22 protein-coding genes and 1 riboswitch are annotated in these 20,493 nt (G+C 46.8%); of the genes, 14 read left to right on the forward strand and 8 right to left on the reverse strand.

The window, feature by feature from the left end; all coding sequences use genetic code 11:
* Positions 1-519 precede the first annotated feature (519 nt).
* Positions 520-1,044 (reverse strand): DUF3087 domain-containing protein, encoded by a 525-nt coding sequence (locus R7Z78_RS19100; protein ID WP_033907183.1) that lies wholly within the window; start codon positions 1,042-1,044, stop codon positions 520-522.
* 160 nt (positions 1,045-1,204) lie between these two features.
* Here R7Z78_RS19100 and trmY point away from each other — a divergent pair, with 160 nt between their 5' ends.
* Positions 1,205-1,804, forward strand: coding sequence for a tRNA (pseudouridine(54)-N(1))-methyltransferase TrmY (gene trmY / locus R7Z78_RS19105; RefSeq protein WP_017634347.1), 600 nt, complete (start codon positions 1,205-1,207; stop codon positions 1,802-1,804).
* A gap of 77 nt (positions 1,805-1,881) precedes the next feature.
* Here trmY and R7Z78_RS19110 read toward each other — a convergent pair whose 3' ends face one another.
* Together R7Z78_RS19110 and R7Z78_RS19115 are read right to left on the reverse strand one after the other, a co-directional pair.
* On the reverse strand, positions 1,882-3,225 hold the full coding sequence (locus R7Z78_RS19110; RefSeq protein WP_104976328.1) for a TldD/PmbA family protein: 1,344 nt from the start codon (positions 3,223-3,225) through the stop codon (positions 1,882-1,884).
* On the reverse strand, positions 3,225-4,610 hold the full coding sequence (locus R7Z78_RS19115; protein WP_104976329.1) for a TldD/PmbA family protein: 1,386 nt from the start codon (positions 4,608-4,610) through the stop codon (positions 3,225-3,227). The genes R7Z78_RS19110 and R7Z78_RS19115 overlap by 1 nt, the downstream gene beginning before the upstream one ends.
* A gap of 311 nt (positions 4,611-4,921) precedes the next feature.
* A riboswitch (TPP riboswitch) is annotated at positions 4,922-5,029 on the forward strand.
* Between the two features lie 97 nt (positions 5,030-5,126).
* Between R7Z78_RS19115 and thiD the strand changes: the two genes are divergently transcribed.
* The 8 genes from thiD (at position 5,127) to R7Z78_RS19155 (ending at position 11,662) form a co-directional block, all read left to right on the forward strand.
* The gene (thiD, locus tag R7Z78_RS19120; RefSeq protein WP_104976330.1) at positions 5,127-5,984 is read left to right on the forward strand and encodes a bifunctional hydroxymethylpyrimidine kinase/phosphomethylpyrimidine kinase; all 858 of its coding nucleotides are present in this window, start codon (positions 5,127-5,129) and stop codon (positions 5,982-5,984) included.
* Positions 5,974-6,729 (forward strand): ABC transporter ATP-binding protein, encoded by a 756-nt coding sequence (locus R7Z78_RS19125; protein WP_064354467.1) that lies wholly within the window; start codon positions 5,974-5,976, stop codon positions 6,727-6,729. The genes thiD and R7Z78_RS19125 overlap by 11 nt, the downstream gene beginning before the upstream one ends.
* On the forward strand, positions 6,722-7,522 hold the full coding sequence (locus R7Z78_RS19130; RefSeq protein ID WP_104976331.1) for an ABC transporter permease: 801 nt from the start codon (positions 6,722-6,724) through the stop codon (positions 7,520-7,522). Before R7Z78_RS19125 ends, R7Z78_RS19130 begins: the two co-directional genes overlap by 8 nt.
* A 47-nt stretch (positions 7,523-7,569) precedes the next feature.
* Positions 7,570-8,520 (forward strand): ABC transporter substrate-binding protein, encoded by a 951-nt coding sequence (locus R7Z78_RS19135; RefSeq protein WP_104976332.1) that lies wholly within the window; start codon positions 7,570-7,572, stop codon positions 8,518-8,520.
* 54 nt (positions 8,521-8,574) lie between these two features.
* Positions 8,575-9,243: a thiaminase II gene (gene tenA, locus R7Z78_RS19140; protein ID WP_104976333.1), complete on the forward strand. Its 669-nt coding sequence runs from the start codon at positions 8,575-8,577 to the stop codon at positions 9,241-9,243.
* A gap of 12 nt (positions 9,244-9,255) precedes the next feature.
* Positions 9,256-10,047 carry a hydroxyethylthiazole kinase gene (thiM, locus tag R7Z78_RS19145; protein ID WP_104976334.1) on the forward strand — a complete coding sequence of 264 codons (792 nt, stop codon included), beginning with the start codon at positions 9,256-9,258 and terminating at the stop codon, positions 10,045-10,047.
* 64 nt (positions 10,048-10,111) lie between these two features.
* Positions 10,112-10,726 (forward strand): thiamine phosphate synthase, encoded by a 615-nt coding sequence (thiE, locus tag R7Z78_RS19150; protein ID WP_025768775.1) that lies wholly within the window; start codon positions 10,112-10,114, stop codon positions 10,724-10,726.
* 210 nt (positions 10,727-10,936) lie between these two features.
* Positions 10,937-11,662: a phosphatase PAP2 family protein gene (locus R7Z78_RS19155; protein WP_025768774.1), complete on the forward strand. Its 726-nt coding sequence runs from the start codon at positions 10,937-10,939 to the stop codon at positions 11,660-11,662.
* A gap of 70 nt (positions 11,663-11,732) precedes the next feature.
* Here the strand turns inward: R7Z78_RS19155 and R7Z78_RS19160 are convergent, their stop codons facing one another.
* Together R7Z78_RS19160 and R7Z78_RS19165 are read right to left on the reverse strand one after the other, a co-directional pair.
* A complete protein-coding gene (locus R7Z78_RS19160) occupies positions 11,733-14,180 on the reverse strand; it encodes a trimethylamine-N-oxide reductase 2 (protein ID WP_104976335.1) in 2,448 nt (815 codons plus the stop codon).
* Positions 14,181-14,202: 22 nt separating this feature from the next.
* Positions 14,203-15,297: a NapC/NirT family cytochrome c gene (locus R7Z78_RS19165; RefSeq protein WP_104976336.1), complete on the reverse strand. Its 1,095-nt coding sequence runs from the start codon at positions 15,295-15,297 to the stop codon at positions 14,203-14,205.
* A 270-nt stretch (positions 15,298-15,567) separates the two neighbouring features.
* Between R7Z78_RS19165 and R7Z78_RS19170 the strand changes: the two genes are divergently transcribed.
* The 5 genes from R7Z78_RS19170 to R7Z78_RS19190 all read left to right on the forward strand — a co-directional run bounded on the left by R7Z78_RS19170 (position 15,568) and on the right by R7Z78_RS19190 (position 18,444).
* A complete protein-coding gene (locus R7Z78_RS19170; protein WP_005374306.1) occupies positions 15,568-16,083 on the forward strand; it encodes a GNAT family N-acetyltransferase in 516 nt (171 codons plus the stop codon).
* A 9-nt stretch (positions 16,084-16,092) separates the two neighbouring features.
* On the forward strand, positions 16,093-16,824 hold the full coding sequence (locus tag R7Z78_RS19175; RefSeq protein WP_104976337.1) for a glucose 1-dehydrogenase: 732 nt from the start codon (positions 16,093-16,095) through the stop codon (positions 16,822-16,824).
* A 1-nt stretch (position 16,825) separates the two neighbouring features.
* Positions 16,826-17,296 carry a GNAT family N-acetyltransferase gene (locus R7Z78_RS19180; protein WP_054702128.1) on the forward strand — a complete coding sequence of 157 codons (471 nt, stop codon included), beginning with the start codon at positions 16,826-16,828 and terminating at the stop codon, positions 17,294-17,296.
* Positions 17,297-17,415: 119 nt separating this feature from the next.
* Complete coding sequence (locus tag R7Z78_RS19185; protein WP_005374312.1) at positions 17,416-17,883, forward strand: HAD family hydrolase; 468 nt, start codon at positions 17,416-17,418, stop codon at positions 17,881-17,883.
* A gap of 33 nt (positions 17,884-17,916) precedes the next feature.
* Positions 17,917-18,444 (forward strand): GNAT family N-acetyltransferase, encoded by a 528-nt coding sequence (locus R7Z78_RS19190; protein WP_104976338.1) that lies wholly within the window; start codon positions 17,917-17,919, stop codon positions 18,442-18,444.
* A gap of 37 nt (positions 18,445-18,481) precedes the next feature.
* On the opposite strand, the gene R7Z78_RS19195 is transcribed toward R7Z78_RS19190, so the two are convergent.
* From R7Z78_RS19195 to R7Z78_RS19205, 3 genes are all read right to left on the reverse strand, one after another.
* Positions 18,482-19,072 carry a type II secretion system protein gene (locus tag R7Z78_RS19195; RefSeq protein ID WP_225452350.1) on the reverse strand — a complete coding sequence of 197 codons (591 nt, stop codon included), beginning with the start codon at positions 19,070-19,072 and terminating at the stop codon, positions 18,482-18,484.
* Positions 19,073-19,225: 153 nt separating this feature from the next.
* Positions 19,226-19,513 (reverse strand): hypothetical protein, encoded by a 288-nt coding sequence (locus R7Z78_RS19200; protein WP_005374318.1) that lies wholly within the window; start codon positions 19,511-19,513, stop codon positions 19,226-19,228.
* A gap of 66 nt (positions 19,514-19,579) precedes the next feature.
* On the reverse strand, positions 19,580-20,479 hold the full coding sequence (locus R7Z78_RS19205) for a DMT family transporter (RefSeq protein WP_005374320.1): 900 nt from the start codon (positions 20,477-20,479) through the stop codon (positions 19,580-19,582).
* Positions 20,480-20,493 lie beyond the last annotated feature (14 nt).

The following is a 20,493-nucleotide window of genomic DNA, read 5'->3' on the forward strand; positions in this document are numbered from 1 at the left end:
AGCGTTCAATCTGAGCCATGATCAAACTCTTCAATTTAAGATTTTGTTCGGCTCAATGAATACTGAACATTACATAAGTAATGTTTGAATTGACTGTGCTGAATCTTTCGATTCAATGGTCACTTCGTTTCATTGACACCTAATTTGATACCGCTTTCCGTTAAGAAAGAAATATCTAATTGGATTATCATCAACGAGTGCCCACACAGATTGATAGGTCTATATTGTTAAAGAGCTTGCTTCGTAAGCTTTGCTATCGAAGCGGAGGCGTATTCTAAGGAATTAATTTTCAGTGTCAAACACTTTTTTAAATTAATTTTTAGAAGTTTTCTTTCGCCTTCTTGCCAACCGCTTTTGCGTTTCCGCTTTGCCCTGACAACGGAGGCGCATTATAGGGAGATGATTTTTCTTGGCAACCCCTTTTCAGAAAAAAATCAAAAAAAAGCGTCGAATGATTAAATCTCACTCAAACGCTTATTTTTAGCACTCAGTTGTTAACTTCAAGTAGCAAATAGGCAATCAATATGTGTCTAGCCAAGACTCTTCAAAGCCTGTGATATCGAGACTCATTGATTGCGCCGCTTCGATTTGCTCGATAGCCTCCAATTCTTTATTTACACTGCTCATCGTCAGTGTGTTGTTGTCTAGCTCAAACACCTGACTTTGAGTCGTATAGTAGAACTTAAGGATCGTCAGCGCTTTTACATCGCCATTGTTCGCGGCTGCTTTAATGCTTTTTAGTTTACGAAAGATCTTGTTGTGCAGCTGCTTGAGTTTCCAAACGTACAGCACTTCTTCCATGTATGGTCGAGTTTTAATTTGATTCAATAAAGAGAGGGAAGTTGCAACTGCGAGAACGACACCAATCAAATTCCAATGGAAATTGCCCGTTGATTGTTCTGGTACGACTTCAGTGTTGCCAAACAAAACAATCAACAAGGTACTAAAGGCAAGAGAGGAGATGGCGAGCAACGCAACAAAACCGCCAATCACAAGGTTTACTTTCTTTTTATAAATGTCTTTATTTATCTGTTTGATTTCCATATACCACTCCTAACAGGGTTGCCTCCTATTCTAGCCAGCACACCCAGCTCCACAATCGAAGCTTTGTAAGTAAGTTCACATTTGCTATTAAACTCGCATCCCTTCCCTGCTTGGGTATATACTTCCGCGCATTCACTCTTCCTATATAGAGGCTAAATTCATGCGCTCTTTTGTTTTACGAGCTCGCGCGGCGCCAACCACCAGCAAAGCACTGTTAGAAGGTGTTGGTAATGAAGCGCATACAGAGATTCTTGCTCATACCATGATGAACACGATGTTCGTTGCTCAATCACACCGTGAAGATGTGGTTGTTCACTTGGTTTTAGAAAGCACAAAAGATTTCTCACGCACCATTACTATTCGCTCCAACGACATCACCAACATTGGCGGCTTCCATGAGTCAACCTTGATTGCAGCAGTGGCTCGCGCTTTGGATGCTTCGGTTGGTATGGGTAAAGAGCAACTTCGTGAAGTCGAACCTGGTATTACCGTTCGTACAGTGAGCTTTGAACGCCTAGTACAAGAACTGGCAGAAGATCACCAACTATATATGCTGGATAAGAAAGGCGAATTTGTTCGTGATGCAGAAATTGGTGAAAATCCATGTTTCTTGCTAACTGACCATATACCGATGCCGAAAAAGTCTTTTAACAGCTTAAAGCGCCTTGGCACAGAGAAGATCAGCTTAGGTCCTAAGATGCTTTTCGCTTCTCAGTGTGTAGTATTGATCCACAATGAGTTGGACATACGCGAATTCTAGTTATTCGCGCACACGTTGCTAGATAATGAAAGAGGACTCTATTGAGTCCTCTTTTTGTTTCTATAGTAATGCTAAGTTTACTTACCACCAATGCTCAAACGAGCAAAACGAACGTCTGGCGAGAAGAAAGTTCGGCTATCGTTAATTAGCTGAGTATCACCTACTGCCTCAACTTCTTGCAGCATATTGTAGAAGTTACCCGCTACCGTGATCCCACGAACTGGTTGAATGCGCTTACCATCACGGCACAAGAAACCACTCGCGCCAAATGAGAAATCACCACTCACTGCATCCGCACCAGAATGGACACCTTGAAGTTCGACTAACTCTAGGTACTCACCCGCTTTTACTTCTGACGGACTGCTGTTACCCGTCGCAATCACTTTGTGATTAGCTGATACGTCTAGGCTCGATTTTGCACCGCGAGCGGCACTTGCTGTCGAGACTGCGCCCAAGTAACTTGCGGTCTGGCTGTTATGTAGCAAGGTTTTCAACTCACCATTAGCAATCATGACATTATCTTGAGTAGCGAAGCCTTCACTATCAAAACTCGCGATTGCCATACCATTTGGCATGTAAGCCGTATCAGTAAAGGTAATTAAATCACTCGCAACACGTTGACCAAGCTTGTCACCCAGTGGCGTAATGCCTTTCATCGCGCTTACGCCAGAGAAAGCACTGCCGAAAGCACCGAATAAACTTGCTAGCGCATTGATGTGGAAAATAGCAGGGTAGTTACCTGTCGCAACCGGAGCGCCTTCCAGAAGATCACGAGCAAGGTTGTAGCCACCTTCTATACAGTAAGCTGGATTCAACTCATCAAAACGGCGACCCAGTGACATTCTACCCGCCATTGACTGTTTGCCGTCTTTTTCAAACAAGGTATACGCGTAACAAGTGAACGAGCGCTCGAAGTGTTGACACAATGTGCCTTGAGTATTGGCAATGATCAGTTGTGTTTCGCCATCGCTGTAACCATTGTAAGGTGCGCTAGAAGCGTGAGGCAGAGCCACTACGCCTTGCTCAAGTGCGAGAGACAGTTCAATTTTTTCATCAACCGAAGTTGTGTCTTCTTGAGCAATCTCAGCCACGTCAGTCGTGATTTGGCTGTTCACACAACTAATGGTCTGATGTTCATCTTGCTTGGAAAAACGAGCGCTTTGCAGTGCATTAGTCAGCATCAAATCTAAGCTTGGTTGTTCTAACGACTCAGAATAGCTCGTTGCAACACGCGCATCTTTCACAACACGAACACCCAGCACTTGGCTTGAACTTACTTTGTACTCATCCAGCTTTCCTTGGTTCGCTTTCAGAGAAAAGCTGCTGTTGCGGTTTACAATGACGTCCGCTTCTGCACCTTGGCGTTTTGCTTCTGATAGGACGTAATCAACCGCATTGAGAAGTTGTTGTTCTTGGCTCATTAGTTACCGCCTCCTACCAGAATGTTATCGACTTTCAGCGTTGGCTGACCGACTGTTGTTGGCACTGAACCACTTACGGAACCACACATGCCCGGCGCAAGCGCCATGTCTTTGCCGACCATGCTGATTTCTTTTAACACTTTTGGACCCGTGCTGATCAGCGTTGCTGTTTTCAGAGGCTTGGTGATTTTGCCATTTTCAATGAGATAAGCTTCACGAACAGCAAAGTTAAACTCACCCGTACCCGGTTGAACCGAGCCGCCGCCCATCTTCTTCGCATAGATACCACGTTCAATGCCTGCAAGCATGTCATTAAGTGAATGCTCGCCCTCTTCGATAAAGGTGTTACGCATGCGCGAGGTTGGTGCGAACTTGTAGTTTTGACGACGACCAGAACCCGTAGGCTCATAACCTGTCTTCATGCCACCCATTTTATCGACCATGAAGCTGGTTAGCTTACCGTCTTTGATCAGTTGAGTGCGCTGAGTCTTCATACCTTCATCATCAATGTGAATCGAGCCCCATTCGTTGGTCATGGTGCCATCATCGACTGCATTCACTGCGGTGTGAGCAACCATTTCGCCCATCTTGTCGTGGAAGACTGATGCTTTCTTCGCAACGGAAGTGGTTTCTAGCAAGTGACCACATGCTTCATGGAAGATAACGCCGCCAAAGCCGTTACCAATCACCACCGGCATTTCACCCGATGGACAAGCATCCGCGCCAAGTTTTACTAACGCTTGCTGCGCGATAGTTTGACCTAGCTCTTTGGCATCAAGCTGTTCACTGAATTCCCAACCAGCAAGAGCGCCAGGACCTTCCATACCAGAAGACTGCTCATTACCTTTTTGAGCGACAGTATTACCAGCAACTCGTATGTAGTGACGGGTATCGTCAACGTGTAGACCTTCTGAGTTGAAGATAGACACTTGCTGTTCACGCTGAAGCACACTGCCAATGAACTGGCTGATATGTTCACTCTCTGCGCGTGCGGCTTGGTCAACTTGCAACAGGAAAGCAATTTTAGAATCTAGGTTAGCGTCTTTGCCAAGTGGCATACGACAACCATGTTGAATTGGGTAGCGGTTCAGATTGAGAGAACCTGCTGACGCGATTTGCTCACGCTTGTCTTTTGCTGCAAGCAGTGAGGTTACGCGTTTAAGTTCGGCTTCATCGGTGCTGTTGGTGTAACCGTAAAGCACTTTATGACCGAAGAAGAGACGAATACCGATACCAAAATCGATACCCGAGTTAACCTTGTCCACCTCACCAGATGCGATCTGGACAGTGTTGGTTTGGTGATGTTCAACGAATAGTTCAGCGAAATCAGCCCCCAAAAAGAGTGCATGATCGATCACTGACTTCGCTGTTACAGAATTAAGCATGAAGTCTCCTTGCTCGATGATCGTCTTAGCCTTCCTAATTAACTGTGAAAAAGTTCAACAAAGTTAAATTGGCAACACGTTAAATTTTAACAGTTTTTTAACCTTGTTTTGTGCTAATCCTTGCTTAACGAGACCACGATTATTTATTAAATATTCCAGGTTCTGCTCATTCACCAGAGCGTTGCACTAGTAAATTCCACACAGCAAACCATTTAGGTGCTTACTTTATCACTCACCTCGCATAATTGAATACTCATTATAATTACGCTCAAAAAACGTATCCCTTCCGCAATGGTCCTGCTATCATCCGAACGAAATAGTCGGGGGGCCACACGACAAGTGTTGGCTGAGATCGAAATTCGAGACCCGTTGAACCTGATTCAGTTAGCACTGACGTAGGGAACTATGCACACTTTGCCTTTCGTCGCCCCTCTTAGGTAAGCGATAGCGATCGAAAAATCGATCTATCTGCAACGGTCAAAGTCAGTTCCTATACGTCTTGTAGTAGGAGCGACCATGACGCAGCAATCACAACCTCATTCACATCAAACGCCAGCCTTGCCTACCCCTATCGTATTGACCATCGCGGGTTCAGACAGTGGTGGCGGTGCAGGTATTCAAGCCGACATCAAAGCGATGTCCGCAACCGGCAGTTTTGCTTGCTCGGTAATCACGGCGATTACTTCGCAGAATACCCAAGGCGTTTCTGCGATTTTCCCCATTCCTCTCGACCATGTAGAGAGCCAACTTGATGCAGTATTTACCGACCTCAACATCGTTGCAGTCAAAGTGGGCATGCTGGCCGATTCCAACATCCTCAAAGTCGTTGCAGACAAAATTAAACAATACCAGCCAAAACACCTCGTGATTGACCCTGTGATGGTGGCCACCAGCGGCGATCTATTACTGGAACAATCGGCAATCAGCACTTTAAAAGAAGAATTGATTCCGCTCGCAGACATCATTACCCCTAACCTACCCGAAGGCGCAGCATTGACGGGTAAGCCAATGCCTCAATCAGAATCTGAAATGAACGATATGATTACCGACCTTCGTGCGCTTGGCGCCAAAGCTATTCTGCTCAAAGGCGGTCACCTTGAAGAAAATGAAAACAGCAACGATCTGCTTATCATGCAAGACAGTGCCGAGTTAATCAGCGCTAAACGCTTTCCAACCAAAAACACTCATGGCACAGGCTGCACGCTGTCTTCTGCTATCGCGTCTTATCTTGGCCAAGGCAACAACCTACACAAAGCGGTGCACCTGGGTAAGCAGTACATCAGCCAAGCTATCGCACACGCTGATGAATTGGATGTAGGTAAAGGCCATGGCCCTGTGAACCACTTTTTTGCGGGTCATACTTATGTTCGCTAACGCGATTGGCATTCAGCTTTCCGATGCTAGTCTGCGATACAAAGATAGCCAAACACCGACTTTAGCAGGAATGAACATGACCATTCCCGTCGGTAAATGGACGGTATTACTCGGACGAAGTGGCTGCGGGAAAACCACAATATTGCGTTACTTAGCTGGCCTGCTGGATGACCAAGTTGACTGGCATGGCGAACTCATCACAACGGATGGCGCTGCACTGCATGACCGTATCGCTTACATGGCTCAGCAGGATTTATTGCTACCGTGGTTGAATGTGTTAGACAACGTCTGCCTCAGTTCTCGATTTTCTCAAGAGCAAGCACCAGAGAAAAATAGACAACGTGCACTGATTTTACTAAGCCAAGTGGGACTCGCCGATTACGCGGATGCTAAGCCAGCTCAGCTCTCTGGCGGCATGAGACAACGTGTTGCCCTTGCTCGCACTCTGATGCAAGACAAGCCTCTAGTTCTGATGGATGAGCCTTTCTCTGCACTGGACGCGGTTACTCGTCATAAGTTGCAAACCTTGTCTGCCGAATTGCTGAAAGATAAGACGGTTGTTCTGATTACCCACGACCCACAAGAAGCGGTGCGATTAGCTCACCAACTCTATGTGTTGCAAGGCACACCTGCGCAAGCTCAGCACTTGGTCGTTCCAGACTCCAAGCCGCCCCGAGTTCTCGATGGAGAGTGCGCCGCGCTTCAACAAGCGATTTTGGATCAATTGGAGAAAGACTATGAGTGATATGACTCAGTACAACTCCGTTTCGGCACGTATTAGTAAAAAAGAACGCGTGACCCATCCGGCTCTGCGCTTAGTTATCAGCACAGCGGTGATCTTGGGATTGTGGCAGTTGGTCGTGGTGATATTCGACATGCCAAGCTTCATCTTACCTTCACCAATTGAAGTGCTGGATAGATTGGTCACTCGTTACGATGTCCTGCTCAAACATACTTGGGTTACCGCGCAAGAGATCTTATTTGGCTTGGCGCTTGGATTATCGATGGGTTTGCTGTTCGCATTGCAAATGCTGATGTTCGAGCCGCTGAAGCGTTGGTTATTGCCTATTCTGATTGCTAGCCAAGCGATCCCTGTGTTCGCCATCGCGCCAGTGCTCATGCTTTGGCTGGGTTACGGCATTGCATCAAAAGTAGTCATGGCGGCGATCATCATCTTTTTCCCCGTCACGACATGTTGCTACGACGGTTTGCGCAATACACCAACAGGTTACCTCGACCTTGCCAAGACCATGGGCGCCTCTAAATGGCAGTTACTTCGTCATATTCAATTGCCAGCCGCGCTACCAACGTTAGCTTCAGGTATTCGTGTTGCCGTCGTTATTGCGCCAATTGGAGCAGTGGTCGGTGAGTGGGTAGGTTCAAGTGAAGGCTTGGGTTATCTGATGCTCCAAGCCAACGCTCGCATGATCATTGATGAGATGTTTGCGGCGCTGTTTATCCTCGCCATGCTGTCTATCTCACTCTACTTCATCACCGATAAATTATTGAAAAAAGCCATCCCTTGGGAAAGCAAATAATTGCAAAAAATAACCAAAGGAAATTGGGAAAGAAAAGGAAGAACCCCGTGAATAAAAACAAACTTATGAGCGCTGCTGCTCTACTCGCTTCAGTGGTATCAACCAACGTGCTTGCCGCTGAAAAAGAGATGACACTGATGTTGGATTGGTTCGTCAATCCAAACCATGGTCCTATCGTGATTGCCAAAGAGCGTGGTTACTTCAAAGAGCAAGGTTTGAAGGTCAACATTCAAGAGCCGGCAGATCCAAGTACACCACCTAAGTTGGTCGCGGCGGGTAAAGTCGACATGGCGATTTCTTACCAACCAAGCCTGACCATCGATGTCGCGGCTGGTTTGCCACTAATCCGCTCTGCGACTCTGATTGCTACGCCACTCAACACGCTGATGGTGTTGGACAACGGTAAGAATGAAAACCTTGGCGACTTAAAAGGCAAGAAGATCGGTATTGCGATCGCAGGCAACGAAGAAGCGACAATCGGCACCATGCTAGCGCAAGAGAACGTGAAGTTTTCTGACGTACAAATCATCAACGTAGGTTGGGCGCTGTCTTCGTCTCTTGCATCTGGCAAAGTGGATGCGATTTGGGGCGGTCTACGTAACTTCGAAACCAACCAACTGGCACTAGAAGGTTATAAAGCTAAAGCCTTCTTCCCTGAAGAACACGGAGTACCAGCGTATGACGAGTTAGTCTTCGTAGCCAATGCAAAAACCTACGACAAACAAGCCATCAAGGCATTCAACAAAGCACTAGAGCAAGCGACCACTTACATCGTTAACCATCCAAAAGAGTCGTGGAAAGAGTTTGTGGCTTATTCACCAGACACACTCAACAACGAGCTTAACCAACGCGCTTGGAATGACACTCTAACTCGTTTCGCTCTTCGTCCATCTGCAGTAGATCTGAAACGCTACGATGATTATGCCGAATTCATGTATTCACAAAAAATCATCGAAACACTGCCAAAAGCGAAAGATTACGTACCGAACTTTGACTAATGCTACTGACCTTAGGATCTAAGCCTAGGGTCTTTTGATAACGAGATACCCATAATGAAATACCAAGATTTGATCGACGCTTGCCGCCAAGATTGGCAAGAATACACTGAGCATGCTTTCGTACAGCAATTGGCAAAAGGCACTCTGACTCAGCCTTGTTTTCTGCATTACCTAAAGCAGGATTTTCTTTTCCTAAAGCAGTACGCACGAGCTTACGCATTAGCGATCTACAAAGCGCGTACTTTGGATGACATGCGCCGCGCTCTCCCAAGCGTACATGCATTGCTCGATTCTGAAATCGCCCACCACGTGACTTACTGTGAGCAATGGGGACTGACAGAATCCGACTTAGAAAATGAGCCAGAAGACTTCGGCACGGTAGCTTATACCCGTTACGTATTAGATGCTGGCATGACCGGCGATCTTGTTGATCTATACGCGGCACTGGCGCCATGCTCTATCGGTTATGCAGTTATCGGTAAGATGCTGATTGAAGATGAGAACACGGTAATCGAAGGCAACCCATACGCAAGTTGGATCAACCTCTACGGTGGTGAAGAGTTCCAATCTGGTGTCGCAAAAGGTACAGAACACTTTAACCAGCTGCTAGCAGAAATCGACATCAACAGCCAACGCGGTCAAAACCTGATTCAGGTATTCAAAACTGCAACGCGTATGGAAGTAGCATTCTGGCAACAAGGTCTGAATGCTCAGCAAGATTAATCGGAGAGTCTCATGTTAATTGAACAAATCACCCAAGCATTAACCGCAGTGCGCCAGCAAAAACCATTAGTCGTCAACATAACTAACTACGTGGTGATGAACAACACGGCAAACGCCCTATTGGCTATTGGTGCTTCTCCAATCATGGCACACTCCAAGCAAGAAATGGCAGAGATGATGTCGTTCGCTGGCGCACTGGTTATCAACATCGGTACCCTAGATAGCGTTTGGACACCGCGCATGAGCTATGCCGTAGAGCAAGCCAATGCCAATGGTAAAATCGTTGTACTCGACCCTGTCGGTTGCGGAGCAAGCTCACTACGTACAGAGACATCACGTGAGATCGCACGCCTTGTAGACAAGTTGATCATTCGTGGTAACGCTTCAGAAATCATTGCTCTTGCCGGCGAGCAAGCACAAAGCAAAGGCGTCGATGCGTTAGACAGCAGCGACGCAGCACTTGGCGCAGCCAACTTCTTAGTCTCAGAGTATGGTGCGAGCGTGGTAATTTCTGGCGAGACTGATTACATCGTCACGAAGGAACAAACCGTGCAACTGAACAATGGTCACGAGATGATGCCATACGTAACCGGAATGGGTTGTACGCTAACGGCACTGACGGGTGCTTTTGCTGCTGTTGGTGATAACACCGGACTTGCTGCAGCGGCGGTACTAGGCGTTGTTGGCGAGATTGCAGCGGAACAAGCTCGCGGCCCAGGTAGCCTGCAAATGAACCTGTTGGATGAGCTTTACCAGCTAGATGAAGAGACACTGGCAAAGCGCCTAAAACTGCAAGTGAGCTAAGCTTTTCTCTCTTTTAACACTAGCCTCTCAATCCTCTTTCAATGAGAGGCTTAAAGGAAACCCAATGAACGCCTATCGTTTATATTTGGTCACCGATGACCAACAAGATTTAGCCACACTAAAGCGTGTTGTGAGAAAAGCCGTGGAAGGTGGCGTGACTATGGTACAAGTCCGCGAAAAACACGGTGATGTGCGTGCGTTTATCGAACGTGCTCAAGCCGTCAAGACGATTCTTGAAGGCACTGGCGTCCCGTTAGTCATCAATGATCGTGTTGATGTTGCCCTTGCCGTCGATGCCGATGGTGTTCACCTCGGGCAGTCAGACATGCCAGCAGAGATCGCTCGTCAATTGATTGGCCCAAACAAGATTCTCGGCTTATCGATTGAGACTGAAGAGCAGCTGGCAGAAGTAAACTCTCTGCCGATTGATTACATCGGTTTGAGCGCTATCTTCGCGACGCCGACCAAAACCAACACAAAAAAACATTGGGGTATTGATGGTTTGAAAATGGCGTTAGAGACGACTTCACTGCCGATTGTTGCCATTGGCGGCATTAACGAAAGTAACATTCCACAGCTTAGCGCCACTGGTGTTCACGGCTTAGCTTTGGTTTCAGCGATTTGCCACGCAGAAGATCCAAAAGCCGCATCGGAATATTTATTAGGGTTGGTGAGCTAACCTTGCTCACGCCTGAACAAAGCGCTTATGGATGAGCGCGTTTGCCTTTCAGTACTTTCAACAACCTCTCCTTTCACAACGAAGAGCTGCAATATCACTTTCACGCTCGAATTGACAGAGCGTTGATAAGTTTTTCACGCCAGATAACGTAAGATAAGCCCCTTATTTTAACGTGGTTGAATAACCCTCAATAAAAACAAAACGCTCTCAATGAAAACCAAAAAATATGGATTGATGATGCTCGCCTTGTTTGTTCTTGGCATCATCCCAATGTCGCTGTTTGGCTCTTATCACAATCTCACTTCACAGGTGCCTGAAAGTCTGGGTATTACTTTTACTTTGCTCACAGATTCTGCTGGTAGCAAAGGTTTTTTAATTACGTTAACACTGCTACTGCTTTCTTTATTTCGCTTTAAACCAAGTCGCATTGAGTGGATACAAAAACTCTCAATGTTAGGGTTGTTACTGGTGATTGGCTTTGCCAGCAAAACGGGGCTAAAACTGATGACAGAAAGCCCGCGTCCCTACGCCGAACTGCTTGCTGCAGAGCAATTGATTGAGCACCCAGAAGCGTTTTATCAGTTGGATACAAAGCAGCAAGCCAACGTAATTAACCAGATTTCTGAACACGTCAGTGATTGGCGAACGCGCCATTGGCAAGGCGAGAAAGACTATTCTTTCCCATCCGGCCATACGATTTTCGTTTCGATTTGTTTGGCTTTCTTTGGCGGGTTGTTCTTACAGAACAAGTGCTATATCTCTGCACTGTCATTATGGATGTGGGGAATGAGCGTCGCATATAGCCGCTTATGGCTGGGGATGCATCGCCCTGAAGATTTAATAGGCTCAGTCTTGTTTGTCGCGATTGTATTTACTTTACTCCCGACATTTCAAATTAAGAAACAGATGCCATTTGTTTCTCTCGCTTCGCGCTAATGTGAACGATTACTAGATAAAAAAGAAGCCAGCGATTCGCTGGCTTCTTGCTTTAAAACGCTACTTTTTTCTAACCATTTCTTGGTGGTTCAAACGCTGTTAGTTCTAATTCTGGGCCAGTGTATTTTTCAATACGAACCAGTGCCGAGTTCGCCGCACAGCCGTTTGCAAGTCGAGAGGTCGGAATATCCAACGTTAACACGTTACAACCGCCGTTCTTACAAATGCCGGTTTTCGGATCCAGATCCGGCCAGCCGCCTTCATGAATACACACTGAACCTTGCTTGATTCGGTCAGTCACTTCTGCACCAACCAATACTTGGCCACGGTTGTTAAACGCACGAACTAAATCGCCCGTTTTAATACCACGCGCTTTCGCATCTTCAGGGTGAATCCAAATAGGTTCACGGTTTGCAATTGCGTACTCTTCGCGAATCTTCGCGTAGTTAAACTGGCTGTGTAGACGATGCGCTGCGTGCGCGGTCATTAGCTGCAACTCGCCGTCTTTTGCATTGCCAGTGTACTCGGTTGGTGCCATCCACGTTGGGTGTGGAGGACAGTCTTCCAACTGATAACCTTCAATGGTTTTCGAGAAGATTTCGATCTTACCACTTGGTGTACCGAGTGGATTCATGATCGGGTCTTCACGGAAATCTGCGTAACGAACAAACTGTGCGTTCTTCTCGTTCCACTTCATCTCGATCAGTTGGTTATCTTCCCAGAACTTGCTGAAGTTCGGCATTGCTACGCGAGAGCCACGGCCACCTTGTTGCGCCGCCTTGTAGAAGCCGTACAGCCATTCCATTTCAGTTTTGCCTTCGGTGTATACGTCACGGCCACCCGGAGCTAGCATCTCGGCCATGTCCGCGAATACATCGAAGTCATTACGCGCTTCACCTTGCGGCTCAACCACTTGCTTCATTGGCACCAAGTGTTGGTTACTGTAGTCACCCGTCATCGTTAAGTCGTTACGCTCGAACGATGTGGTGATTGGCAGAACAATGTCCGCGTGCTTCGCAGCCGCCGTCCAGTAAGGCTCTGAAATCACGATCAGCTCAGGCTTTTGCCACGCTTTGATCAGACGGTTGGTGTCTTGGTGGTGAGTAAAGTTCGCACCACCTGCCCACCAAATCATCTTGATGTCCGGGAACGTCAGTTCATGACCGTTATGATGGTAGGATTGACCTGGGTTTTCCAACGCCTCGACAATACGCGCCACAGGGAAGCTTTGCACCGCGCCAGACACCGCCCAGTCGTTCCCCGCAGAAGAGCCGCCACCCAGCGATGCCGAAATCGCAGGAAGTACGCCAGCATCACGAGCAGGGTTACCACCGTTTGAGTAGTGGTAAGAGAAACCAAAACCACCGCCCGGTAAACCGATTTGACCCAACATTGTTGCCAGTGTAACCAGCATCCAGTGACGCTGCTCACCGTATTGTTGGCGCTGCATGCCCCAACCCGCCATCAGCATGGTGCGGTTTTTACTGAAGATGTCAGCCAGTAGCTCAAGTTGCTTCGCAGGTACGCCACAGATTTGTGATGCCCATTCTGCTGATTTTTCTACGCCGTCTTCTTCGCCCATCAGGTACGCTTCAAACTTGTCGTAACCTGCGGTGTATTTATCGAGGAAGGCTTTATCGTGCTTACCTTGTTTCACTAAGGTGTGTGCGATACCCATCATCATTGCCACGTCGGTCATTGGGTGAGGAGCAATCCACTCCGCATTCTCGCCAAAGAACTCGATGGTTTCAGAACGAATTGGGTCAATCGCAATGATCGTCTTGCCTGATTTTTTCAATTGATGGAAGAATTCAAGACCAGCACAGTCTGTTGAGCTCCACGCGATTTTTAGGGTGTTGATTGGGTTTAAGCCCCAAAGCACAACCACATCACTGTGCTCTAGTACCACTGGGTACGTGGTTTGTTGCTCGTACACTTCGATAGAGCCCACAACGTGCGGCATGATGATCTGCGCAGCACCCGTTGAGTAGTCACCCAAGTGGCCTGAATAACCGCCCGCCATGCTCATGTAACGTTGCAGCAAGGTTTGTGCTTTGTGCAGCACGCCACTTGAACGCCAGCCGTAAGAACCAGCAAACACAGAAGCCGGGCCATATTCTTTGCGAATTCGCATGTGCTGTTCGTGGATCAGCTTGTAAGCCTCATCCCAAGACACACGCACAAACTCATCACTACCGCGCACACCTTCTGGCGACGATGGGTTTGCCAAGTAACCTTTGCGAACCATTGGGTACTTAACACGCGCTTTAGTGTGCACTTGGTCAGGACCGGTGCTTTGTAGGCTGTTTGGTACCGTTTGTGGCAATGCGTTCGTGGTTGAAACCAGCTTACCGTCTTGCACTTCACACAGCATTGGGCCCATGCGGCCCGCCGTTAGAATGCCTTTGCCGCGAGCATTAGAAGAAGCAACAGACATAGGTGCAAATGAAGTGAATGCCATTGCACCAGCCGCCATACCAGTGCCTTTTAGAAATCCGCGACGGGTCATATTAGTCATAATCTTATCCTTCTATTTATCGTTAGTGACCAACCACATCTTTCGCGTGGTGCTGGAAGAACTTGGTTAGAATTTCTAGGTTCTCGGCTGAAATATCAGTTCGATCACCCATACTTTTCGCTACCGGTCCCCATGCATTCACTGTGAAGTGATTTGAAGGAATTTTCGCGTGACAAGTTGCACAGTAAACGTTGTCCAACTCTTCTGCGTATGACCATACTGGTTCAAGCGTGTCAACAACTGGAGAATCAATAGCGCCAGTTAGAGAAACCGCGCGCCATTCGTTGCCGTAAACATCTGCCTCAAATTCACCAGTTTCAAGCGCTTGTTGGCCTTGCTCTGTTAGCGTTGCAACGATGGCACGTTGACCTTCTCCCATGTAAAGCACTTGCTCTGCGCCTTTCATTTGGAATGCGTTCAACTTAACAGTGCGGTTGTCGCCTTCAGAGCTGATTACTTCCAACTTCGTCGTTGGGTTAATTTTACCCATCTCACCCATTGCGATTTCAGTCACAGGGTAAACAACCTTGGCATTAGGTGATGTTTTTGTGGTGAAGCTCATCAACGTTTCAAATGCCTTGCTGTCTAGCTCTGCTTCTGGTGCAAAGTGCGCCACACCTTTATGACAATCGATACACGTTTGATCGTTTGCTTTCGCGTAAGCGTGCATCTTCGCCGCATCACGTGATTGCTCAAACTCTTCCATTGCATCGAAATCATGACACGAACGACACGTCGCTGAATCATTTTCACGGAACTGAGCCCATACCGTTTCAGCCATATCTTTACGATGTGCTTCATATTTCTCTGGCGTATCGATCTTACCTGTCACAAATTCGTGGTAAATGTCTTTCGACGCACGAATTTTGGTGATCAGGTAATCCATTGGTTCTTGAGGAATATGACAGTCAGAACATTCCGCGCGAATGCCCTTTGCATTACTGAAGTGAACTGAGCCTTGATACTCTTTATAAGGGATTTCCATAGAGTGGCATGAGACACAAAACTCAGTGTCAGACGTGTAGTGCATCACCGCTGCACTGCCGCCCAAAGTTAACCAACCCACACCAACGCCAGCAGCAACTAGCAATGCAATATATCGTTTTTTTATTGACATAATTCGCAACACTTCCAAATAAAATGTAATTATAGGTCGCAAATTACTACTTTGTGGGTAGATAACTCTTGATCCACATCATTACCGTGTTGCTCTGTATGCCTCAAGTATGAAATTTTGTTATTTGCATCTCAAAGATGAATATATGGCAATAATCCATTACCCAGCCAACTATTCACCACATAAATCACTTTTATGAATGCAACTATTTGATTAAACAGATAAGAGGATGAGAGACTGAATCTCCACATTGATGCAGTAAGGACACGCATGTCAGTTTACATCGAGACGCACAGAAGCCAATTAAGACCCATCAAAGCCAGTGACTGGGAACTCTTTCAACGATTACTCTCCGAACAAGAGGTTATTGCGCTCTGTTTCGATCGTCCCAGCGAAACAGAAATAAGAGAAAAATTTGCTTCGCGATTATTACCATGGACCCCAAATTGCCAGCATTGGCTTTGCCTTGTAATACTCGATAAGCAATCTGAACAACCCATCGGCATCACTGGCTTTGCTATTGAAAACGGTAAGGCAGAGGTAGGTTACTTACTTTTGCCGGAATTTCATGGCCAACAGTTTGGAACAGAAACTCTTCAAGCGCTTCTATACTGGGCAACCTCGACACATAACATCAACCACTTTTCCGCGACGGTCACTGAAGGCAATATTGCGTCAGAGCGTGTCCTGATAAAATGTGGTTTCGAACTCATTGAGGTCATTCCAGACGCATACCAAATTGGTGGCAAACCCTACGCCGATAAAATCTACTCACTACATAAATAAGGACGTATTTTGAATAAAGTAGTCATCATTACCGGCGCAAGCCGAGGTATTGGAGCCGCAGCGGCGAAAAAGCTGGCCGAGCAAGGCTATCGCGTTTGCGTTAATTACCGCACTCAGCAAGAGGCCGCCGACCAAGTTGTGGCAGAAATACAAGCAAACGGTGGCAAAGCGATTGCCATAGCCGCAAACGTAGCCGATGAGAAGCAAGTGCTCTCCTTGTTTGATGAAACAGAACGTGAATTTGGTGCAGTGACGCACTTGGTCAACAACGTTGGCATCCTATTTACTCAATCGCCTTTGTCAGAAATTAGCTTGGAACGCTTTCAGAAAGTAATGAACACCAATGTGAATAGCTGTTTTCTCTGCTGTCGAGAAGCGGCGAGGCGATTCAGTGCAGGCGGTGCAATTGTGAATGTCTCCTCTGGAGCGTCGCGCTCAGGAGCGCCATTTGAGTATGTCGATTACGCCACATCAAAAGGCGCGATGGATACCTTAACTAAAGGGCTCTCGCTAGAGTTGGCAGAGCGCAATATTCGCGTCAATGGCGTTCGACCTGGTTTCATTTACACTGATATGCATGCCGACGGCGGAGAACCAAACCGAGTAGATAGACTCAGCCCTCAAATTCCTCTTAAACGCGGTGGCACGGTAGAAGAAGTAGCAAATGCGATCGCTTGGCTATTAAGTGACGAAGCCTCTTATGTCACGGGATCATTTATCGATATTGCAGGGGGCAGATAGAATGCAAGTCCATATTCGACAAGCGATTCCCGATGATTTAGACGAAATTTTTCAGCTTAATTTTCAAATTAATTCACTGCATTTTGCGAATGCGCCAGAAGCCTTTGTTGCGCCTTCAGAAGCTGACCGTAAATTTCTTGCACAAGCACTAGAGAACAAAGAGCGACTCTTTTTGATTGCCGAACGCGAACAGCAAATTCTCGGCTTCTTAACCGCGATGATCACCCAAAACGACACCGTCAGTTTTCTGATCAAAGACCCAATTTGTCGCGTGGGAACAATTGTTGTCGATGAAGCGCAAAAGCAGCAAGGAATCGGCCGCCAACTGCTCCAAACCTGTGAGCAATGGGCGCGCGATGCCAATGCCACACAAGTTCGATTGGAAGTGATGGAATTCAATCAGCCAGCACAGCGCTTTTACGATAATCAAGGTTTTAAAACTAACTCACGCATTATGCTGAAACATTTGTAACGATAACGACAATTAAGCGCTTTTCACGACTAAACCCACCTAAATCGCATTTATCGATGCAATTTACCCCCCTGATTTTAGAAAAAGACGATATGATGTGCGGATAAGGAGATTCGAACATGATTTATCTTTTCGATTGGGGGAACACCTTGATGGTAGATTTCCCTCACGCACAAGGAAAAATGTGCGATTGGGAACACGTAGAAGCTGTTCCTCAAGCCAGAGAAACACTGGCAATACTTTCCCAAAATCATCCCATCTACATTGCGACCAGTGCATCTGATTCCAACATGGAAGAGGTTCAGCGTGCATTTGTTCGCGTCGACTTAGACCAATACTTAAATGGCTATTTTTGTTTTGCCAACCTCGGCATCGCTAAAAACCAACCTGAGTTTTATCTCGCCATCGCAAAACAGTTAGGGGTTAACGTGAGTGGAATAACCATGGTTGGCGATTTACCTCACAAAGATATTTACCCTGCGATGAAAGCGGGCGTAAACACAATTTGGTTTAACCCAACGGGCGCTGATGCACCAGCCGAAGCCATTCCTAACCAAATTCGTTGTTTATCTGAGCTTATCCCCTAACCGTTACTAACCTGCACTAATCAAGGAAGATGAATGCAAATCAGATCCATCAAGGTGAGCGATATCGCGCGCTTCACCGCGCTGTGGAATCGAGTGTACTCCGAAGGGGAATTTTTGATTTCTCCTGCACCCGATAACGCAACGCTTCGCAGAATCCTGCAACGTGTGGAAAACGAGTCCATCCCTCAGTTTGTCGCGTTTGACCGCCAAAAACTTATCGGTAGTGTTGAAATCTACCCAGCTGAGATGTGCGGTTACGAAAGAGGGCAACGCCTTCGCGTCGGTATTCTTGGTATTCACATCGACAAAAACTACCGAGGCAAAGGATTGGGGCGGAAACTATTGGCAGTCGCGATCGCACGTGGTTGGGAATTTGGTTACGACCAAATCACACTCTACGTATACACAACCAACACACCAGCGATTGCTTTGTATGAACGGTTTGGATTTGAACATCAGGGGGAACTTGGGGAAGTGACCTTGCCAAATGGTAAAGTCTTGATGAGTCAAAAAATGGTATTGTATAAAGCGCAAAGCCGTTCGAAAAACCCCGATTTGTAGAGTCACGATAACCGTTGTTCGCAACACTTATTCGAGGTTAACACCCTTGCGTCACATGCCCTCGAACAATTGAATCGTTAGAGGCTTGATTCACGTAGTAGAAATAGCACGCTTCTTCTGCCAATGTGTAACCCTGCGGCCAAATGTACACCACGCGATCAACGCCCGATTTATCTAAGAACTGATAATCAGGAATCGCGACAAAATGAGCGCTGTTCGGGTGCTGCTGACCGATGATACAAAAATCACTGCCTTTGCACGGCACGTCAATTTTCGAGTAACCTCTGGCTGGTAGATCGATTTCTAACAAAGCTCGAATACTATCGGCACTCGCTTCTGGCATGCCTTTGCGTGTTTTGACTTGTTGGTCAATGTAGTGAACGTGCTCTTGGCCGTAAGCGTTATCAATCACTGATTGAGCATGGAAGAACTTGAGAGCCGTACCCAAAGAAGACTGAGAACTGTGCAGCATCGCAGCGTATGCTTGGCGATGAATATCGAGTAGTACTGGTAAAGCAGCTAATGCGATGAAAGCCAAAATGGTAAGCACTATGGTGATTTCCATCAGCGTAAATCCCTTTGATTTCACGTTTCTTATCTCAACTAGCCCAAGACAATAGCCCCACATCCATGTGAGACCGAGCCAATATATCGCCAATTTTTTACGATTAAAGGCCCAAAGGGTAAGAAGAGACAAACACCACGCAAACTTGAGAACAGCACCCAAAGAGCAGTGTAACAAAACGACGCTATGTGTCAGATATTAGACGATTTTTACTCTCTAGTTACTGAGTAAAGGCACATTATTTCGCACCAGACCACGACGAACATTCGTGCACATTTTGCCAAAACGACGAATCTCATCGAACTGCGGAACAATGCCGCGCTCCATGGCTGACTCCCAATAAGTGACTTCTGAATCGACCATTTCCAACAATTTCTTCGGACAGCCAATGCACTGCCCTTCTGGTCCACATACAAACGTTTCTGGTTCATAAATTGGTAGTTCCGCTTTTACTTGCTCGATGATGCTACGCATGGCGGTCATTCGATCTGGCTTTACCTTCATCATTCTGCTCCACGGATTAAGATGAAGCAGATTGTACCCACTGGTACGCAAATGTCCCTACCCAATTTAGGTATATTCTGTTTGAATCGATTTCTTTATCGTCAGATCCGGCTTTTTAACCACCAAATACACCGCCGTAGCTGCCAGTACGAAACCAGAAATCCCCATCCAATCAAATGACTCTCCAAACGCGAGCCAAGCCTGAATCGCCGTCGTTGGCGGCACCAGGTAGAATACAGAAGCTACGCTCGATGCAGCACCGTTCTTAACCATGTACAGCAGCAGTAGAATAGCTACACAAGAGAGCACGACGACCAACCACAACACAGTCAAAATAAACTCCAGTTCCCACTGCACTTGCATGGTTTCAAACTGCATCGCAACGGGCAGAAACATGACGAGCGCGGCCAAATATTGCACCGTCGCACCACCCACCATATCCACTTGTTGGCAATGTTTTTTCTGATAAAGCGTCCCTAGCGTGATACCAACCAAAGCCAACAAACACAAACCAATGGCCAACACTTTATGCTGCTCGGATTGCCACTCCATTTTGCCCATCAACACCATAGCGATACCGACAAAACCAAGAGCCAAACCCAACCATTGCGAGGGTTTAAATTCCTCACGAACAAACACCACCAGCAAAGCCGCGGTTAAAATCGGTTGAATACCCACCAGCAACGAACTCAACCCCGCAGGCATACCTAAGGCGATAGCGAAATAAGTACCGCCCAGATAGAAACCGTGGATCAATGCACCAACCACACAGCTGTGCCATAAATCTTTTCCTGTCGGCAACCTTCTACGCAATACCGCCACAAGAACCAAAAACAATAAGACATTGAATGCCATACGGATAGAAAGTAGTGTCGCTGGCTCGGCATATTGCAAACCAAAACGCGCACCAACGAATCCAGAAGCCCAAAGGATGACAAATACAAAAGGGATGGCTCGGATTAACATGATCGCCTCACTCA

The sequence above is a fragment of the Vibrio sp. 1167 genome (assembly GCF_033340375.1).
In the GTDB taxonomy this organism is placed as follows: Bacteria; Pseudomonadota; Gammaproteobacteria; order Enterobacterales; family Vibrionaceae; genus Vibrio; species Vibrio alginolyticus.

Coding starts and splice junctions, on each gene's coding strand:
- R7Z78_RS19100 (WP_033907183.1), bottom strand. CDS start 1,044: ATGGAAATCAAACAGATAAATAAAGACATTTATAAAAAGAAAGTAAAC.
- trmY (WP_017634347.1), top strand. CDS start 1,205: ATGCGCTCTTTTGTTTTACGAGCTCGCGCGGCGCCAACCACCAGCAAA.
- R7Z78_RS19110 (WP_104976328.1), bottom strand. CDS start 3,225: ATGAGCCAAGAACAACAACTTCTCAATGCGGTTGATTACGTCCTATCA.
- R7Z78_RS19115 (WP_104976329.1), bottom strand. CDS start 4,610: ATGCTTAATTCTGTAACAGCGAAGTCAGTGATCGATCATGCACTCTTT.
- thiD (WP_104976330.1), top strand. CDS start 5,127: ATGACGCAGCAATCACAACCTCATTCACATCAAACGCCAGCCTTGCCT.
- R7Z78_RS19125 (WP_064354467.1), top strand. CDS start 5,974: ATGTTCGCTAACGCGATTGGCATTCAGCTTTCCGATGCTAGTCTGCGA.
- R7Z78_RS19130 (WP_104976331.1), top strand. CDS start 6,722: ATGAGTGATATGACTCAGTACAACTCCGTTTCGGCACGTATTAGTAAA.
- tenA (WP_104976333.1), top strand. CDS start 8,575: ATGAAATACCAAGATTTGATCGACGCTTGCCGCCAAGATTGGCAAGAA.
- thiM (WP_104976334.1), top strand. CDS start 9,256: ATGTTAATTGAACAAATCACCCAAGCATTAACCGCAGTGCGCCAGCAA.
- thiE (WP_025768775.1), top strand. CDS start 10,112: ATGAACGCCTATCGTTTATATTTGGTCACCGATGACCAACAAGATTTA.
- R7Z78_RS19155 (WP_025768774.1), top strand. CDS start 10,937: ATGAAAACCAAAAAATATGGATTGATGATGCTCGCCTTGTTTGTTCTT.
- R7Z78_RS19160 (WP_104976335.1), bottom strand. CDS start 14,180: ATGACTAATATGACCCGTCGCGGATTTCTAAAAGGCACTGGTATGGCG.
- R7Z78_RS19165 (WP_104976336.1), bottom strand. CDS start 15,297: ATGTCAATAAAAAAACGATATATTGCATTGCTAGTTGCTGCTGGCGTT.
- R7Z78_RS19170 (WP_005374306.1), top strand. CDS start 15,568: ATGTCAGTTTACATCGAGACGCACAGAAGCCAATTAAGACCCATCAAA.
- R7Z78_RS19180 (WP_054702128.1), top strand. CDS start 16,826: ATGCAAGTCCATATTCGACAAGCGATTCCCGATGATTTAGACGAAATT.
- R7Z78_RS19185 (WP_005374312.1), top strand. CDS start 17,416: ATGATTTATCTTTTCGATTGGGGGAACACCTTGATGGTAGATTTCCCT.
- R7Z78_RS19190 (WP_104976338.1), top strand. CDS start 17,917: ATGCAAATCAGATCCATCAAGGTGAGCGATATCGCGCGCTTCACCGCG.
- R7Z78_RS19195 (WP_225452350.1), bottom strand. CDS start 19,072: ATGTGGGGCTATTGTCTTGGGCTAGTTGAGATAAGAAACGTGAAATCA.
- R7Z78_RS19200 (WP_005374318.1), bottom strand. CDS start 19,513: ATGAAGGTAAAGCCAGATCGAATGACCGCCATGCGTAGCATCATCGAG.
- R7Z78_RS19205 (WP_005374320.1), bottom strand. CDS start 20,479: ATGTTAATCCGAGCCATCCCTTTTGTATTTGTCATCCTTTGGGCTTCT.